This is a genomic window from Bifidobacterium psychraerophilum (assembly GCF_000741705.1).
In the GTDB taxonomy this organism is placed as follows: domain Bacteria; phylum Actinomycetota; class Actinomycetes; order Actinomycetales; family Bifidobacteriaceae; genus Bombiscardovia; species Bombiscardovia psychraerophila.
This window is the reverse complement of sequence record NZ_JGZI01000009.1, coordinates 452,861-469,718: the sequence shown is the minus strand read 5'-3', so window position 1 is coordinate 469,718 and position 16,858 is coordinate 452,861. Positions and strand designations below refer to the sequence as shown.

The 16,858-nt window shown below is 59.0% G+C and carries 14 protein-coding genes, 1 tRNA gene and 1 pseudogene; 8 read left to right on the top strand and 8 right to left on the bottom strand.

All coding sequences use genetic code 11. The features are described from left to right. Nucleotides 1-50 precede the first annotated feature (50 nt). The 7 genes and pseudogenes from BPSY_RS11035 to BPSY_RS05925 form a co-directional block, all read right to left on the bottom strand. Nucleotides 51-755 carry a single-stranded DNA-binding protein gene (locus tag BPSY_RS11035; RefSeq protein WP_051921752.1) on the bottom strand — a complete coding sequence of 235 codons (705 nt, stop codon included), beginning with the start codon at nucleotides 753-755 and terminating at the stop codon, nucleotides 51-53. 321 nt (nucleotides 756-1,076) lie between these two features. Next, nucleotides 1,077-2,894, bottom strand: coding sequence for a proline--tRNA ligase (locus tag BPSY_RS05950; RefSeq protein WP_193346431.1), 1,818 nt, complete (start codon nucleotides 2,892-2,894; stop codon nucleotides 1,077-1,079). 66 nt (nucleotides 2,895-2,960) lie between these two features. Beyond that, nucleotides 2,961-4,367 (bottom strand): PIF1 family DEAD/DEAH box helicase, encoded by a 1,407-nt coding sequence (locus BPSY_RS05945; RefSeq protein ID WP_033495189.1) that lies wholly within the window; start codon nucleotides 4,365-4,367, stop codon nucleotides 2,961-2,963. Between the two features lie 149 nt (nucleotides 4,368-4,516). Then, nucleotides 4,517-5,218, bottom strand: a complete 702-nt coding sequence (gene orn / locus BPSY_RS05940) for an oligoribonuclease (protein ID WP_033495147.1) — start codon at nucleotides 5,216-5,218, stop codon at nucleotides 4,517-4,519. Between the two features lie 274 nt (nucleotides 5,219-5,492). After that, on the bottom strand, nucleotides 5,493-7,040 hold the full coding sequence (gene guaB, locus BPSY_RS05935) for an IMP dehydrogenase (RefSeq protein WP_033495145.1): 1,548 nt from the start codon (nucleotides 7,038-7,040) through the stop codon (nucleotides 5,493-5,495). Nucleotides 7,041-7,579: 539 nt separating this feature from the next. Further along, nucleotides 7,580-8,690 (bottom strand): annotated as a pseudogene (locus BPSY_RS05930) (MraY family glycosyltransferase); the annotation flags it as partial. Next, a complete protein-coding gene (locus BPSY_RS05925) occupies nucleotides 8,687-9,409 on the bottom strand; it encodes an L-threonylcarbamoyladenylate synthase (protein WP_238556815.1) in 723 nt (240 codons plus the stop codon). The pseudogene BPSY_RS05930 and the gene BPSY_RS05925, both read right to left, overlap by 4 nt. A gap of 268 nt (nucleotides 9,410-9,677) precedes the next feature. Here BPSY_RS05925 and BPSY_RS05920 point away from each other — a divergent pair, with 268 nt between their 5' ends. Further along, a complete protein-coding gene (locus BPSY_RS05920; protein ID WP_033495173.1) occupies nucleotides 9,678-10,313 on the top strand; it encodes an ECF transporter S component in 636 nt (211 codons plus the stop codon). Nucleotides 10,314-10,606: 293 nt separating this feature from the next. After that, nucleotides 10,607-10,680, top strand: a tRNA-Ile gene (locus BPSY_RS05915). 107 nt (nucleotides 10,681-10,787) lie between these two features. Here the strand turns inward: BPSY_RS05915 and BPSY_RS05910 are convergent. Continuing rightward, on the bottom strand, nucleotides 10,788-11,360 hold the full coding sequence (locus tag BPSY_RS05910) for a hypothetical protein (RefSeq protein WP_152596779.1): 573 nt from the start codon (nucleotides 11,358-11,360) through the stop codon (nucleotides 10,788-10,790). A gap of 414 nt (nucleotides 11,361-11,774) precedes the next feature. On the opposite strand from BPSY_RS05910, the gene BPSY_RS11700 reads away from it, so the two are divergent. The 6 genes from BPSY_RS11700 to prfA all read left to right on the top strand — a co-directional run bounded on the left by BPSY_RS11700 (nucleotide 11,775) and on the right by prfA (nucleotide 16,822). Beyond that, nucleotides 11,775-12,071 (top strand): hypothetical protein, encoded by a 297-nt coding sequence (locus BPSY_RS11700; RefSeq protein ID WP_162178441.1) that lies wholly within the window; start codon nucleotides 11,775-11,777, stop codon nucleotides 12,069-12,071. Nucleotides 12,072-12,408: 337 nt separating this feature from the next. Beyond that, nucleotides 12,409-12,906, top strand: a complete 498-nt coding sequence (locus BPSY_RS11030; protein ID WP_051921751.1) for a winged helix-turn-helix transcriptional regulator — start codon at nucleotides 12,409-12,411, stop codon at nucleotides 12,904-12,906. Further along, nucleotides 12,903-14,204 carry an acyl-CoA thioesterase/BAAT N-terminal domain-containing protein gene (locus tag BPSY_RS05885; RefSeq protein WP_033495138.1) on the top strand — a complete coding sequence of 434 codons (1,302 nt, stop codon included), beginning with the start codon at nucleotides 12,903-12,905 and terminating at the stop codon, nucleotides 14,202-14,204. The genes BPSY_RS11030 and BPSY_RS05885 overlap by 4 nt, the downstream gene beginning before the upstream one ends. Before the next feature lie 301 nt (nucleotides 14,205-14,505). Continuing rightward, a complete protein-coding gene (locus BPSY_RS05880; protein WP_033495136.1) occupies nucleotides 14,506-15,267 on the top strand; it encodes an SDR family NAD(P)-dependent oxidoreductase in 762 nt (253 codons plus the stop codon). 148 nt (nucleotides 15,268-15,415) lie between these two features. Then, nucleotides 15,416-15,628, top strand: a complete 213-nt coding sequence (gene rpmE, locus BPSY_RS05875) for a 50S ribosomal protein L31 (RefSeq protein WP_033495134.1) — start codon at nucleotides 15,416-15,418, stop codon at nucleotides 15,626-15,628. A gap of 102 nt (nucleotides 15,629-15,730) precedes the next feature. Continuing rightward, nucleotides 15,731-16,822, top strand: coding sequence for a peptide chain release factor 1 (gene prfA / locus BPSY_RS05870; protein WP_033495132.1), 1,092 nt, complete (start codon nucleotides 15,731-15,733; stop codon nucleotides 16,820-16,822). Nucleotides 16,823-16,858 lie beyond the last annotated feature (36 nt).

Below are 16,858 nucleotides of genomic sequence, written 5' to 3'. Positions count from 1 at the left end.
GATCTGCGTTCCGGATGCTGCCGGGACCGCACATGGCGGGGCATCTTCGATCAGAAGCTCTGCGCACCGAAATCTTGAATTCCTGTATCCTGAGCCTCAAAACCGCCGTATGCCGCCGCCCCGGTCCTCGTCGATCCGCGGGAGACAGTACCCGCATCCATACCGGCGCTGGCTGCATCCCCTCTTCCCGCAGTGTCTCTTCCCGCAGTGCCACTTTCCACAGTGCCACTTTCCACAGTGTTTCTCTCAACAGTGCTTCTCCCCGCAGTGCCGCTCCACACAGTGCCGCTTCCTGAGGACTCCGCCTCGCTCAGACCGACCGCAGCTCGTATGTGCTCTCCGCTGTCACTTTGTCTGTCGCCTTCTCTGTCGCGTTGGCTGCCGCTTTCCCTTCGTGATCTGGTGAACAGGCTGGTGCCGAGGCCCAGGTCATGACCCACCGCGCTCGCCTCGATGACCAGGGAGGATTGCGGTTCGCCTTTTCTGTTCCACTCATCCGTCCCCAACAGTCCGGTCACGATCACCGGGTCCCCTGTGCGCAGCGAGGCCACGATATTCGTGGCGAGCGCCCGATACGCTTTGACGGAGATCCAGGTCGTCGCCAGATCCTTCCAACTGTGGGTTTTGGAATCGAAGTATGCGCGGGTTGAGGCGAGACGGAAGGTGCACATCGGTGTGCGTCCGCCCTCCCCGATGCTCCGTGGTTCCTTGGCTACATAGCCGTTGATGGTGACGTGTCCCTGCTGAATGCCCATGCTCTGCTCCTCGCAAACGGTGTGGACCGTCCGCATTGCGTTCCGTGACATCCCAAGCAGACCAACGTCGAACTTCGGCGGAGCCGGAGACGACAGTGGGTCGCGTCTCCTGAACAATACCGACGGTAGGCATCAGCATGCCTGAATGCGGGCGGGAGCCTGGCCCTAGGGAAACGATGTGGTCGAATATGGGCGTGTGGGCACATCACAAACAAGATGCGCACCCACTGGTGAAACGCACTGTTGCCAATGCTTCATCTGCGGATGCGCATACATCGGATACACGGTATGAGGAGATGATTCAGACATCACCCGTGGTTATTACTCGGACAGGGCCGCCAGATGCTCAAGCACCACGGAGGAGGCCTCTGCAATCGGCACGGCCTGTGATGCCGAGCCGTCACGACGACGAATCTCGATGGTGCCGTTATTGATCGTGTCCCTTCCGGCAACGGCGATCAGCGGCACACCGATCAGCTCGGCGTCCTTGAACTTGACTCCCGGGGAGACCTTGAGACGGTCATCATAGATGACCTCCACATTCCGCTCCTCCAATTCGGACACCAAGCGCTCCGCGGCTTCGAATGCCTTGGGATCCTTGCCGGTCGCCATCACGTGCACCTGTGCCGGGGCCACCGAAAGCGGCCAGGCCAGACCACGCTCGTCATGGTGGTATTCGGCGATGCAGGCAAGCACCCGTGAGACCCCGATACCGTAGCTGCCCATCCATACCGGAACGGTTTTGCCGTTCTGGTCAAGCACCTTCAGATCGAGGGCATTGGAATACTTCAGACCGAGTTGGAAGACCTGACCTATCTCCACCCCGCGCTCGAAGCTGAGCGGGCCGGAACCATCCGGGCTGATATCCCCGTGGCGGACCTCAACGGCTTCTATGCGTGCGGATGAATCGAAGTCCCGACCGTAGACCGCGTTGAAGAGATGCTCGCCCTCGGTATCCGCACCGGTCACCCAGGCGCTGCCACGGGCCACGTGGGCATCCACGAAGTAGCGGATGGGATGCTTGATACCTGCGGCCTCGGCCTGTGGACCGAGCACCTTCGGGCCGATATAGCCCTTCACCAATTCAGGGTGGCTGGCCAGATCCTCAGGGCTCGCCTCCTCGACCTCCGCCGGGGCGAACTGGGCTTCGATACGTTTCATATCGACCTGACGGTCTCCGGGGAGCGCAATGGCGACCAGTTCGCGCCAGAGCTCGTCATGGTCCGCATCAGCTGGGTGCTTGACGGTCACGATGAGGTTCTTCAGGGTATCCGCAGCCGTCCAGGCGCTCCCGTCGGCCTTCGGATGCAGTGCGTTCGCCTGATCGACAAGGCTGTCGATCGTCGTTGAATCGGGTGTATGCAGCTGCGTCATGTCCGGGACATCGGAGAAGTCCTCATCCGGCACCTCGGGCGTGGTAAGAGCCTCCACGTTCCAGGCCTTGCCCGAAGGGGCCAGTGCGAAGGTGTCCTCGCCGATCGCGAGCGGGGCGAGGAACTCCTCGGATTCGGAACCACCCATCGGCCCCGAGACCGCGTGGACGATCACATACTGCACACCCAGACGCTTGAAGATACGCTCATACGCGTCGCGCTCGTCCTGGTATGCGGCCTTCAGACCATCAGCGTCGACGGTGAAGGAGTAGGCATCCTTCATCACGAAGCCACGACCGCGCACCAGGCCTGCACGGGGACGGAACTCGTCGCGGTACTTGGTCTGGATCTGATACAGGGTCAGCGGCAGATCCTTGTATGAGGAGTACATATCCTTGACGAGCAGCGTGAACATCTCCTCGTGGGTGGGTGCCAGCAGATAGTCGGCACCGTGACGATCCTTGAGGCGGAAGATGTTGTCGCCGTACTCCTCCCAGCGATGCGTGCGCTCATAGGGATCCTTCGGCAGCAACGCGGGAAAATGCACTTCCTGCGCGCCAAAGCTGTTGATCTCCTCGCGGACGATCGCCTCGACCTTGTTCAGGACGCGCAATCCCAGAGGCAGCCAGGTGAAGATACCCGGTGCGGTCTTTCGGATGTATCCCGCGCGCTGCAGGAGTCTGGCGGAATCGACATCGGCATCGGCCGGGTCCTCACGCAGTGTTCGAAGAAAAAGCGTGGACATATGCAAAGCTTTGGCAGTCATGGCTCCCAAGGGTATTCAGTCAAAAGGACAATGCGCACCAGCCGTGGCAGGGGACCCGGGAATGGGTCAGAACAAGCCGTCCTGCGTGAATTCGTCCTCCTGCTGATGCAGCTCCGCCTTCGAGAAGGAAGCGCTGCCCTCCCCCGCGAGTCGGGCCGAAGCCGCTTTGGAATCCTCGCGCAGACGGGAGTCCAACAGCACCGCATCGGGCGAGACCATGAAGGCCCTTTCGTTGATGCCGCTGAGGTACAGGCCGTCGAGGGCCTCTACACGGGATAACGCCACATATCCCATGCCCGGGGCGAAGGTTCGTCGCAGATCCATCACGGCCCGATCGAGGGTCATGCCCTGTGACTTATGGATGGTGATTGCCCACGCGCAACGCAAGGGCACCTGATTCACCGAAGCCAGGACGCTCTCGCCGTCCATCATCTCCCAAGCGGCGGGTTTCATCGTGACGATATTGCCGTTCTCGAACTCCACAATCGGCCAGCCGCCCTTGTTCTCCTGAACGAAGCCTCGGACCTTGCCGATCGAGCCGTTGACGTACTGATGATCCTGATCATTGCGCAGAGCCATAACGGCGGCGCCTGTTTTCAGGGTCAGGTCTTCGGGCGCGAGCATATTCTTTTTCAGACGCTCGACCAGTTGGGCGGAACCGGCGGATTCGGCATGGTAATGGTGAGGGGCATCAGCGATCTGCGAGAGTTTCAGATCGTTGAGACTGTCCGCCTGCCGATTGACGGGAAAGAGATTGACCGATACCTCATTGTCGGCCGGCATCTTCCCCAAACGTGAGGCCAGCACGTCATGGTCCTCCTGGCTTACCGAGCCATCCCGTATATCGGTGAGCACGGTCAGCAGCTGCCCGTCATCCTGACGGTGCTGTTCGGTGAGGTAGCAGATGACGGGGTCCAGGGCATCCCAGACCAGCGATTCGGTGATGAAACCTTCCGGATCCTTGCCCGCATCGGCGTAGCGCCGTCTGGAACGCTCGAATTCCTCACTGGGCATCAGCATATCGGTGTTGCGGCCGGAACGGCTCACGGGCGGGAGCTGAAAGAAGTCCCCGGAGAGCACCACTTGCAGGCCACCGAAAGGCTCCGGACTGTGCCGGATGCTTCTGCAGACCTCGTCGACCATATCGAACAACCAGGCGTGCATCATCGAGACCTCATCGATGACGAGAACATCGCTTCCGGATATCTGACGTTTGCGTCTGGTGCGGATGCGTTTCAGCAACTCTTCACTCAGACAGGTCGCCACGCCCAAACCGCTCCAGGAATGGATGGTCTGCCCGTTGATATGCGTCGAGTCGATGCCCGTGGAAGCCGTAACCGCCACGGAGGCCCCGGCGCGCCTCGCACCGTTGACGAATTCGTTCAGCACATAGGTCTTACCGGCGCCTGGAGCACCGGTAAGGAAGACATTGGCTCCCGCCTTGAGGATGGTCAACGCATCTGATTGCCGCATGCCCATCATCGTGCCACGAGTGTCGTACATACTTTCGAATACCCGCGCACGCGGCTCCTCCGATGATGAACAGCCCGGCATGACGTGGCACGGCGGCGGCGCCGGCTGCTACAACGGCGCTGTCCGCCCTGCCAGACTGGAGGCTGAGACTAGTAGTCGATCTTCTCCGGCGTTGCGGCGTCCTCGACGGGTGCGCCCTCGCTCTCATAGCTGCGCAGCAGGCTTGTGGATTCGACCTGTGCGGCGATGTCCTTCGACCGCTGCTCGTCCGGCCCGGGGGTCGGCACGAAGAAGGCCTCACGGTAGTAGCGCAGTTCATCGATGGACTCGATGATATCCGCCAACGCGCGGTGCCCGCCATGCTTCGCCGGCTTGTTGTTGTAGACGGATGGGTACCAACGGCGCGAAAGCTCCTTGAGCGTGCTCACGTCGATCACACGGTAATGCAGTTTCGCCATCAGATTCGGCATGAAACGGTCGAGGAACTTCTTGTCCGAACCGACCGAATTGCCGGCAAGATGAGCCTTGCCTTTTGCCGGCAGGAAGGGGGTGACGTACTCGATGACCTGACGTTGCGCCTCTGCGAGTGCCAGACCTTGCTTCATCTCCTCGACCAGACCTGAGGATGTGTGCATATGACGCACGAAGTCATTCATCTGCGCCAGCGACTCGTCCGAGGGCTTGATCACCAAATCGATGCCGGGGTCCAAAACCTTCATGTTGAAATCCGTGGGGACGACCGATACCTCGCACAACTCGTCGTGGAAGATATCCAGACCCGTCATCTCGCAGTCGATCCAGATTAACCGTGAATCCTCAGTGCTGAGCGTCAGATCCTCTGTGTTGGACATATGCGTGCACACCTTTCAATAATTCCTTGACACTGTTCTATCGCCAAACCATGTCCTGGGTAAGCACATGCTGCTTTGGCAATATGTCCGTCTGCCGAACTCTTCAACCTACCCCCGAGCAACGACCACGCATCCGAGGGCCGTTATATCCGGCATCAGCAGGACATCACCGCACACATATGCGAAAGTGTGCGCATCCGCATACGAGCAACGCCGTTGCCAGCGCGTCGTGTACGGATACGCACACTTTCCCGGAATGCCGAGGAGCTATCGATCAGTCGTGGAAACCGGTGTAGTTCGGGGCTTCCTTCGTCATCACGATGTCGTGAGGATGGGATTCGCGCAGACCCGCATCGGTGATACGGATGAAACGTCCCTTGGCCTTGAGCTCTTCGATCGTGCGAGCACCGGTGTAGAACATCGTCTGATGGAGTCCGCCGACGAGTTCGTACAGCACGTAGTTCAGCGGCCCGCGATACGGCACTTCGCCTTCGACGCCCTCCGGGATGACCTTATCGTTGCTGGTCACATCGGCCTGGAAGTAGCGGTCCTTCGAGTAGCTCTTCTTGCCGCGCGGAGCCATCGCACCGAGCGATCCCATGCCACGGTAGACCTTGTACTGCTTGCCATGCAGCAGCACCTTCTCGCCCGGAGCCTCATCGGTTCCCGCGAGCAGACCGCCGAGCATCACCGTATCGGCGCCTGCGACGAGGGCCTTGGCGATGTCGCCCGAGTAGTGGATGCCACCGTCGGCCACCAGCGGCACGCCGGCCGCCCGGCATGCGAGGCTTGAATCATAAACCGCGGTGAGCTGGGGAACACCCACACCGGCGACCACACGCGTGGTGCAGATGGATCCCGGGCCAACACCGACCTTGACGGCATCCACACCGGCATCGATCAGGGCCTGTGCGCCTTCACGCGTCGCGATGTTGCCACCCATGATCTGCACGCCGTCGAAGGCGTGATCCGACTTGATGCGCTTGATCATGTCAAGCATCAGCTTGGCGTGGCCGTGGGCCGTATCGACAACCAGCACATCGACACCGGCATCCGCGAGCGCCGTGATGCGCTGCCATGCGTCGCCGAAGAAACCGACACCGGCAGCGACCCGCAACCTGCCCTGGTCGTCCTTCGTCGCGTCAGGATACTGTTCGGTCTTCACGAAGTCCTTGACGGTGATCAGACCGGCGAGCTTGCCGTGCTCATCGACCAGGGGCAGCTTCTCGACCTTGTTCTGGGCCAGCAGCCTGTGGGCATCCTCTTTCGAGATGTTCGCGGGGCCGGTGATCAGGCCCTCCTTGGTCATGATGTCGCGGACCTTGAGGCGGTCGTAATCCTCAGGATTGACGAAACGCATGTCACGGTTGGTGATGATGCCGACCAGACGATCCTCGCTGTCCACAACGGGGAGGCCGGAGACATGGTAGGCGGCGCAAAGCTTGTCGAGATCAGTAAGCGTGGCGTCCGGGGTGACCGTCAGAGGATCGGAAATCATTCCCGACTCGCTGCGCTTGACCACATCGACCTGATTGGCCTGGTCTTCGATGCTGAGGTTGCGGTGCAGCACACCAATGCCACCGTTACGGGCCATCGCAATGGCCATCTGGGCTTCGGTCACGGTATCCATAGCAGCGGAGAGGACAGGAGACTTCACTGAAATCTCACGGGTGAGACGCGAAGTGGTGTCGACCTCGGAGGGGATGACGTCGGACTCATTGGGAAGCAGCAGCACATCGTCATATGCCAAACCGAGCTTCTCGAATATTGGTGGGACCGGGGAATAATGGGAATCGGAATTTTTAGCAGTAAAAGTTTCCATAGAGCCACTGTATATTCGGTTATTGACGTGGCGACACGCCGCCGGCATAATTTCATGCCTCCTCTTCGGAAGCGGTGCCCCATATGCATACGGAGCGCAGCGGAGCATCACCCTGCAGGGCGTTGAGAGCACGCGGTCTCTTCGGGATATGCTGACGGCGGCATCACACCGGCCGCGGCGACACCAGAGGCGCATTCAGCGGGCGACTGTCATCTCTTCGGCACGATTCGAGAAGCACGATTCGACAGGCATGGCCCGGCAAATACAGTCCGGCAAACACAGTCAGCCTTGCCGGGATCCCTGCTCATCCGCTCCCTGCTTATCCATCCCTTGCCTATCCACCCCTCGGGCGTTCGCATCATTCGCTTCCGCACCCGGTTCTTCGAGGCTTCGACTCCGCATACCCTTGCCCTCCGTCTGCGGGGAGGGAGGTCTCAAACCATCGTCGGCCGAAGATGACGGATTCCTCTCGGATGTATCCGGCGCGATGCGCTCGGATTCCTGTCTGCCCGCCCGTTCGCGTCGTCTGGCTGCCGCGAGGGCGGCGTTTTCCGCTCTGATCTCGGGAATCCGACGCCGGTAATAAGGGTACGAGGTGGCGACGGTGAGCAATACGGAGGCGACCGCGAAACCAATCGCCACCCATTCCGCTTCAAAGAAGAGAATCATGATTGAGCCGAAGGCTATGAGTGCGGCCCAGCCCCAGAGAATAAGCACCGCGGAACGCACGGAATGCCCGATTTTCAGCATCCGGTGGTGAAGATGCATCCTATCCGGGTGCATCGGTGATTGCCCGTGACTGACCCTGCGCACCACCGCGAGGCACATATCAAGAACGGGCAGAAAGAGCACCAGCACGGGCAGCAGAATCGGCATGAAGACCGGAAGATAGATGCTGGTGTGGATGGAAACGGGATCAAGCCTTCCCGTCATCACAATGGATGCGCAGGTGATGATGTAGCCGAGGAGCATCGAACCGGAGTCACCCATGAACAGCTTGGCGGGATGCCAGTTATGCAGGATGAAGCCGACGCAGATGCCGACCAGGGCCACGTCGATCAGCGTCGCCATCGAAGCGTAACTCGGTGAGGTTCTCGCAATGATGTACGAGTAGATGGCGAAGGCGATACCACCGATGGCGACGATGCCCGCGGCCAGGCCATCCAAACCATCAACGAAATTCACCGCGTTGATCGAGGCCACGATCAGGAATGCGGTAATCGCCATCGACAGGCTCGGGGAAGCGGTCACCAGTGAGCCCAGCGGCAGGGAGATGATCTGCACCCCACCCCACGAAACCAATACGGATATCAGCAGCTGACCACCGAGTTTCAACATCCAATCCAGATCCCAGAGATCATCCGCAACGCCCAACAGACAGATCAACACCGCCCCGCCAAGAATCACCCAGGCCTGGTTGCTTGAATCGAAGAGGCCACTGATGAAGGGGACACGACTGGCGAAGAGCAGCGAAACCGCGAAACCGATCATCATCGCGACACCACCCATGCGGGGCGTGGGCACCGTATGCACATCGCGTGAACGCACCTGACCGACGGCTCCTATGCGTATCGCCAGATGCCTGACCAGCGGGGTCACCAGCCATGTCGCACCCCCTGCGATGGCCGCAATGAACAGATAAACCCTCATAAGCGTTGATTCCCTTGTCCGGGACGTCCGCTTGCATGCGCAGCCTCGCGTATCGCCGCATGCACGGCCTGCGCGGAGATCACTCCCTCACGCAGCAATGCGATGCCATCTTCCCCATCGGCGGAAGCGGCCACAACGGTACTGGCGACCGGCCCGGGGGTCGGACCTGCGTCGATGTACAAGGCCACCGAATCCCCCAGCTGCTCATAAGCCTGCTGCGCGGTTTGGGCGCTGGGCAGACCCGAACGATTCGCGCTGGATGCCGCAAGAGGGCCTGTCGCCTCCAGCAGGCGACGTGAATCATCGGAATCGGGGACCCTCACCCCTTGGGTGCGGCTGCCGTCATCGATACGGACCGTTGCCAGGCTGCAATGCTCATCCGCTTCACAGATCGGGGAGAAGGGACCGGGCAGGAATGCATCTGCGAGGATTCCCAAGGGGTCAGGCAATCGAAGACCAAGCTCTGCTATCGATGCCACCGAAGGCAGCAATACCTGCAAGGCCTTCGTATGCGGGCGATGCTTGGCGGCGAATATACCTTCGATCGCTTTGGCGTTAAAAGGATCACAAGCCACGCCGTAGACCGTATCGGTCGGGATGACGATCACCTCCCCGCGCCGTATGAGCTCTGCGGCCAAGTCCAGAGTCTCCGGACTGATCGTCCTCACTCTCCCAGAGCTGCGATTCGCCATCTGTTCCACTGCCGCCATTCCCGTCATTGCGTGCCTGATACCGCCATTACAAAGATCCGTGTTGAATTCTCGCGTCAAAGTCTCGCGTTCTATTGTGCCATTGCTGCGGTGTTTCGAGAAGCAGCGGCCACGATAGGGCGATTTCACTGGTAAATGGGCAACTGCGAAAGAGCATTGTCGGGCGCTGATACAGTATTGCTCGGCGCTCCCGCCCGACTGCGCAGGTCAAGGAGCGTTGTTTCCAAATACACAAGACAATGCAATGCGCAAGCAACCCTCCGAGGAGCGGATATCCATGAACACAACAACACAAGATCACATTGCCACACGAACACGTACAACGCTGCAATGGAGGCCGATGGATATCGCCGTCTCCGCTGCCATCGGCGTTGCCTGCGGATTGGTGTTCTGGGGCTTCAACTACATATCCGCATGGCTGTTCCCGATGATGGCAGCCATACTTCCCGGTTTGGGAAGCCTGTTCCATGCGGTCTGGTACTTCTCGGGGCCCCTTGCACTGCTGATCATCCGCAAGCCCGGAGCCGCGATATTCGTGAATCTGGTGGGAAGCGCGGTCGAGATGCTGCTGGGTAACCAGTTCTCGTTCGGTTTCGTCTTCGTTTCCGCCGCTTTGCAAGGACTCTTCGCCGAAATCGCCTTCGCCATATTCCTTTACAAACGATGGACGCTTGGGGTTGCAGCGCTTTCAGGATTCCTGGTTGCCATCGAATACGGATTCTATCTGCTCTTCTTCCAATACCAGGGTGTCGCACTGCTCAGCCCACGCGGCATCATCCATATGATCTGCGAGATCATCGGCGGCGTACTCATCGGCGGCGTGATGAGCTGGCACCTGTACCTGGCCATCGCCAAAACCGGCGCACTCGACAAATTCGCATCAGGCCGCGCCGTTCGCGGCGTCAGCGACTGAAGCGTTGCACCGGCTCCGAAGTCGTTGAAAAGCCAGGTTTTCCTTTTCCCGGCTCGTTGCGAGCGATCACGGGGCATACGGCTGTATCGGGCGATCACGGGGCATACGGCCGCACAGGCGCGCATCGTGCACAACGTATACGGTGCTACAGCGGCCTGTCCCCTGATCGCGGTGATGAACGATGCCACGCCTTGGTGACCGACGGGGCAAAAGATGAGATGGGCGGGGCATGACACCGCGTTTGCATGGTTGATGGGCTTTGCTACCATAGCTAAGTTGGTTTCATGCCAATCGGGGCCTTAGCTCAGTCGGTTAGAGCAAACGACTCATAATCGTTCGGTCCAGGGTTCAAGCCCCTGAGGCCCCACTACGAACCGTGGCCGCACATCAGCGGCCGCGGTTTTCTCATTTCCGCACCAGCTCTCATCATGATTCCAGCCCCGTGCCACCGGGAACGCGACCGTGCTGGATTAGCTAGTGGAGCTTGTCGACGCCATGCTTCCGGTTGACTTCATCGAGTCTGCGCCGCCGCTCGTCATGCACATGGGATATTTCCTCGGCGAAAACCTCCCGGGTCATTCGACCGGTCTCTTCCATCTTCTCCGCGACCTCTTGCCTGCTCAAAGGCTCCCTGGGCTCCATCAGCAGATTCACCGACAGATTCACAATCCCCATAACAAGGCCAACCCCCAACGCCGACCACCCCGCATGCGGCGCCAGCAACATTCCCAGGCAAGCTATGCAAGCCAAGCAGACGGCCTGAAGCCCCAGATACCAACGACCCGGAGAATCAGTACGCTCACGCACCGAGAGCACATGCAATATGCATGCATTCGGAACCGCACTCACCAGTGCGGAGACGACAACCACGATGAACAGCGTCTCAAAGGGAATGGCCCCATCGGTAAGGACCAACCCGACGAGCCAGGATGCAAGCAGATACAGCGGAAGCATCAATGTCGCAATCGTCAGATGACCTTGGATGACGTTCCTGAGGGGAATCGGTGACCAATCCTCGCCGTCGTCGCCGTGCTCCATATCACTCACATTCCTTCAATCGACCTATTGTGTCGAACCATGCTCGATGCTCACATTCGCAAGAATCACTCCCGCCGCGCACGACTCATACCATCATGATGTCACCGCATCCGGAATATCAGCGAATACCAGGAACCGCTGAGTACCCACTTTGAGTTACGGGTGTTTACCATGCGTCACCGGTCCATGCCAGAGGAAGCATTTCCCCTGAAGCTGTTCAGGGTATGCTCAACTGCCGGACGGGTGGACTCAGCTTATTTGCCGGACATGCATCCATTGAGCTTGCTTACACTGTTGATAGATGTGGCATCCCGGAAAAGCTCCGAGCATCCTGTGTATGAGAGCTGGAATATGGCAGTGTTTACCATCGCACCTAAAGTCCGAATCTTCGCTTGGCTGACCGTCGCCATATGTCTGTTATCAATGACCGCGGTCATGCTGGCGCAGTTCCTCTACCCCATCAACAACCTCAATGCGGGCCCCTCTCTTCTGATGCAGCACACTCTGACGCTGTGGGCTCTTCTTGTCCCCACGATGATTCCGGCCATCATCGCCCTGGCCGTTACCTCCATGCGCACGCGCCGCGGCAGGGATGCCGGAAAGGGCCTGCTGGTCACCGTGATCATGTTCGCCGTAATTGCCGTGGTGGTGAATGTCGTTGTCGACTATCTCTGGGTGCTTTACGACATCCTTCCCCAGAACCTCAGAATTAACTACTAGAAGCATTTCTTTGGCACCGCCGTCATGGCACCGACTCTTCTCCATGATGCCGTGGGGAATTGAACATCGAAGTCCCATCGCATCTGCACGCGTTTCAGCCACAGGCCTTCCAATCTCGATACTGCGGATCCATCACCCCCCCACACCGCACTTCCGTTACACCATCCATCTCCTGAATCATTGATCTCGCGCGTTCTGGTTTGGGAGGGTGTTCCGCACCTTTGTCGAGGCAGCCATCCGAGCCAGTGGAAGCGTATGACACCACGTCCCAGGCAAATGGTCAGCATCGTATGTTAAGCTGCTTAACATGCAAGATCGCACACCGCCCTTATCCGATATGAGTGAACGGCTCTTCGGGTTTCTGTCCGCATATCAACGCTTAGGCAACAGGCAGCATACCTACGACGGCATCACGCTCAGCCTTGCGGAGGTCCGCATGCTGGATTGCATAGCCCAAAACCCCGATACCAGCCTCGCCCAATTATCCGAAGCGCTCAATCAGTCCCGCAGCGCCTCCTTCCAGATGGTCAAACGTCTCACCTCAATGAGCCTGGCCTCAAAGCACACGGCGGACAGCGGGCATAGGGTCGTTGTCTCTTTGACGCGACAAGGCATTCGCATCCACACTCAGCGCGTCGAAAGACTGGCCTCGCTGTCGCAACTCGTCGAATCCGTTCTGGAACGATATCCACCGGAGTTCTTGCAATCGGTTGACGTGCTGATGGGTCAGTTGGAGGAGGTCTGGGACAGCGGGCTATGGCTCTCCGACAACACCACGGCAAGAATCGAAGACGATACCGCGCAAGACGCGAATGATAAGGGTGATGTGGCATGAGCGCGACCAACAACGACAGGCCGTACATTCAAGTCGACCACTCGACCAGTCCTGCCGACCAGGAAATATCGATCAGCCTGCATCATCTGCCGCCGAACAGGCTGATAACCGTGGAGGCTCAGACAAGCACACCGTATTACTGCATCAACGTCCCCGTGCAGCAATCCGGTCTCCCCTGGCGCGCCCAGGCGCAATATCTCAGCGACAACGAGGGAACGATCGATATGTGCACCGACCCCTCACTCTCGGGAAGCTTTACCGGACTGCACCCGATGGGTCTGCTCTACTGTCTGTCTCCGGTACAGAACGCCGCGCCCCGCACTCCGCAATCCCCTCTGCCGGCAAGAGGCTTCACGCTGCATCTTCGCGCGATGCATGAAGGCGCGGTGTTATGCGACAAGGAGATACGCCGAAACTATCTGACCGAGCAGAGCCGCATCATCCCCGTGCAAGGCCAGGATTACCGTGGCGTCCTGTACCATCCTGGCAGCATCAAAGCCCCGGCGATTATGGTGTTGAGCGGCAGTGAGGGCGGCAGCGACAAGGCGCGGAATATTGCCCAGATGCTCTGCAGCCACGGCTTCGCGGCTCTTGCCATAGGCTACTTTCACGCCGAAGGTTTGGCTGAAAATCTCGACGGCATAGCTCTGGAGATCGTGGAGCGGGCGCTGGAATACCTGTCTCAACGTGACGACATCGACGCAGGGCACATCGGCCTGTACGGACGTTCGAAGGGAGCAGAAATGGCCTTGGCCGCGGCCCAAAGAATTCCAGGCATTGCGGCGGTCGTGGCCAACTCGCCTTCGGCTCAAGTCCTCGAAGGGATCAAAGGCCGCATGCCTTCGCGCGGTTCATCGTGGACCTGGCGCGGAAAGGAACTCGCATACAGGAAGTTCGGCATCCATGATCTGCTCAAGCGCAATCCTTCCAACGATTCCCTTCACCATCCAGCATCGACGGCGTTGCCCTGCGCTATCGAATCCGAGAACATCAAGGCTCCGCTGCTGATGTTCGCCTCCACACATGATGAGATATGGCCCGCATTCGCTTCGATGCGCGCATTGTCGGAAAGACGGGTCGCCAATGATATCGGCTACCCGACCATCGCCGTACCGTGCACATCCGTCGGCCATATGCTGACGATCCCGTGGATGCCGAACCCTCGGTATCCATCGGCACTATGGCATACGAACGCACAGGAGTGCGCCCGGGCGTGGAAGACCACACTCGAATTCTTCGGCGCACACCTCGGTATCGCCGAAGGGCATGCATGCCCCGATGAATGTCGGCAGGCGTAATCTTCGACGATCACATGGCCTTCATGCACCCGTATGGCGGCAGCGGTCCGCAAGTATGCCGGGCACCCGAAACCCCCCGGAACCCGATCCGTGGAATCCATACGTCAAACGACGGCATTACGGTGTTTTTCGTAGTGCCATTCCGGAAGGCACCGGTACAGTTCGAGCGTTGGCAACGGCTCAGCGCATGAATGCCCGTGCCTTTCGGATGTCACCGTGGTTCAGATGCGATACGAGGATCAAACTTTGCACAGCCGGATGTGACACAGTCAGGCTATGCGGAACGGGATAGAGGCAGGATATGAATAACACGGTCGTAATCACAGGATCGGTATCGGGTATTGGCTTAAGCGCCTCGAAGCAGTTCCTGAGCAACGGTTGGAATGTCATGATGGCCGATTTCAATGGCTCTTTGGGTGAGCAGGTGTATCAGGAATTGTCGAAGCAATACACTCCCGAACGCGTGGCGTTCCAACAGTGTGATGTTTCCAGCACCGAATCTGTCGACAATCTCGCTCAGGCCACGCACCGCGCATTCGATCATGTCGACAGCGTGATCAACAACGCGGGCATTTTTGCCAAGGGCGCGGTCCATGAACTCGACGAAAGCACCTGGGACCGGGTCATGGCAACCGATGTGAAGTCGATTTTCCTGACGACCAAGGCATTCGTGCCGGAGATGATGGAACGTAAATCAGGAACGATCGTCAACACCTCGTCGATCTCCGGCCTGCAAGGGGATTACAACATGGCTGTTTATAACGCAGCCAAGGGCGCGGTCGTGAATCTGGTGCGTGCGATGGCCCTTGACTATGGGGCCTATGGCATCCGCGTGAATAACGTGAATCCCGGGCCGACGCTCACACCGATGTTCAACAGCAACCCCCAATCAGTCATCGATGAATTCACCCAGGCGAGCCCTCTGGGCAGACTGGTCCATCCGGAGGATATCGCGCGGACCATGTATTTCCTGGCATCGGATGAGTCCAGTCCGATCACCGGGGAAAACATACCCGTCTCCGCAGGCTTTGAGATTTACAGCGGACAGCCGGTCCAGCGCTGAAGCGGCGGTCGTCCGGACCCTGTTTCGGCACCCGCAATGCTGAGCCTGAGGCGCAAATCCCGCCCGCGACGTATAATCTCGGAGGTTCCGGTTCACGTCTGTTACAAGGACAAGGCGACCCGGTTCCCTCGAACCCCTAGGAGTAACCATGAAGCAGGGTATCCATCCTGAATATCACGCAGTAGAAGTGCTGTGCTCATGCGGCAACAGCTTTGTCACGCGCTCCACAGCAGCAGGCGATCACATGACCGTTGATGTGTGCTCGAAGTGCCATCCCTTCTATACCGGCAAGCAGAAGATCCTCGACACGGGTGGCCGTGTTGCACGCTTCGAAGCCCGTTACGGCAAGAAGACCAAGTAGCTTTCCTACGCCAGACCCTAACAGGGCATGCCCGTCATGCCCGAAATGGGGCTGGCGTTTTTTTATATGTACAGCGATATCTGATCGAAGAAGAGGTCAAGAGTGCCGTCCGATGAACAATTTCCCGCCGCAGCTACCGCGCTGAGTGAGTACCAGCGCATAGAGCAGCAGATGAGCGATCCCGAGGTCGCCTCCGACCCCAATGCCATGCGCAAACTCGGCCGCCGTCATGCGGAACTTGGTTCCATCGTCAGCATCTACCGCGAATACACCAACCTGCTTGACGACTATGAGGCCGCGCAGGAGATGGCCTCGGAGGACAGCGACTTCGCACAGGAGGCCAAACGCCTCGAAGCCGAGATCCCGGCAATCACCGAAAAGCTGCGCACGGCCTTGATTCCCCGCGACCCCGATGATTCACGCAATACGATCATGGAGATCAAGGCGGGAAGCGGCGGCGAGGAGGCCGCACTCTTCGCAGGCGATCTGCTGAGAATGTATACGCGTTACACCGAGAAACGCGGGTGGTCCACCGAAGTGATGAACGAGAACACCACCGAACTCGGCGGCATCAAGGACATCCAGCTCGCTATACGTGCCAAAGGCAACGTAGCCCCCGCCGACGGCGTCTGGGCAAGCCTGAAGTACGAGGGCGGCGTGCATCGCGTCCAGCGTGTTCCGGTAACCGAATCCCAGGGACGCATCCAGACATCCGCGGCCGGTGTGATTGTATTCCCCGAAGCCGATGAGGATGATGACGAGGTCGAGGTCGATGCCAAGGACCTCAAAATCGATATCTTCATGAGCTCAGGCCCCGGCGGCCAATCTGTGAACACCACATATTCGGCAGTGCGCATGACCCACATCCCAACAGGAATCGTGGTGAGCATGCAGGATCAGAAGTCCCAGATCCAGAACCGCCAGGCCGCCCTGCGTGTGCTCAAGTCAAGACTGCTGGCGATGAAGCATGAGCAGGACGCTGCGGAAGCGGCGGATATGCGCCACTCCCAGGTTCGTTCGCTGGATCGTTCCGAGCGCATCCGCACATACAACTTCCCGGAAAATCGAATCGTCGATCATCGCACGGGCTACAAGGCCTACAATCTCGACCAAGTTCTTGACGGCGACCTGCAGGATGTCATCAATTCGGACATCAGCGCGGACGAAGCGGAAAGACTCGAACAACAGCGGTGAACGAGGCCCACACGACTTCAGCCTCCTCGCACGGGA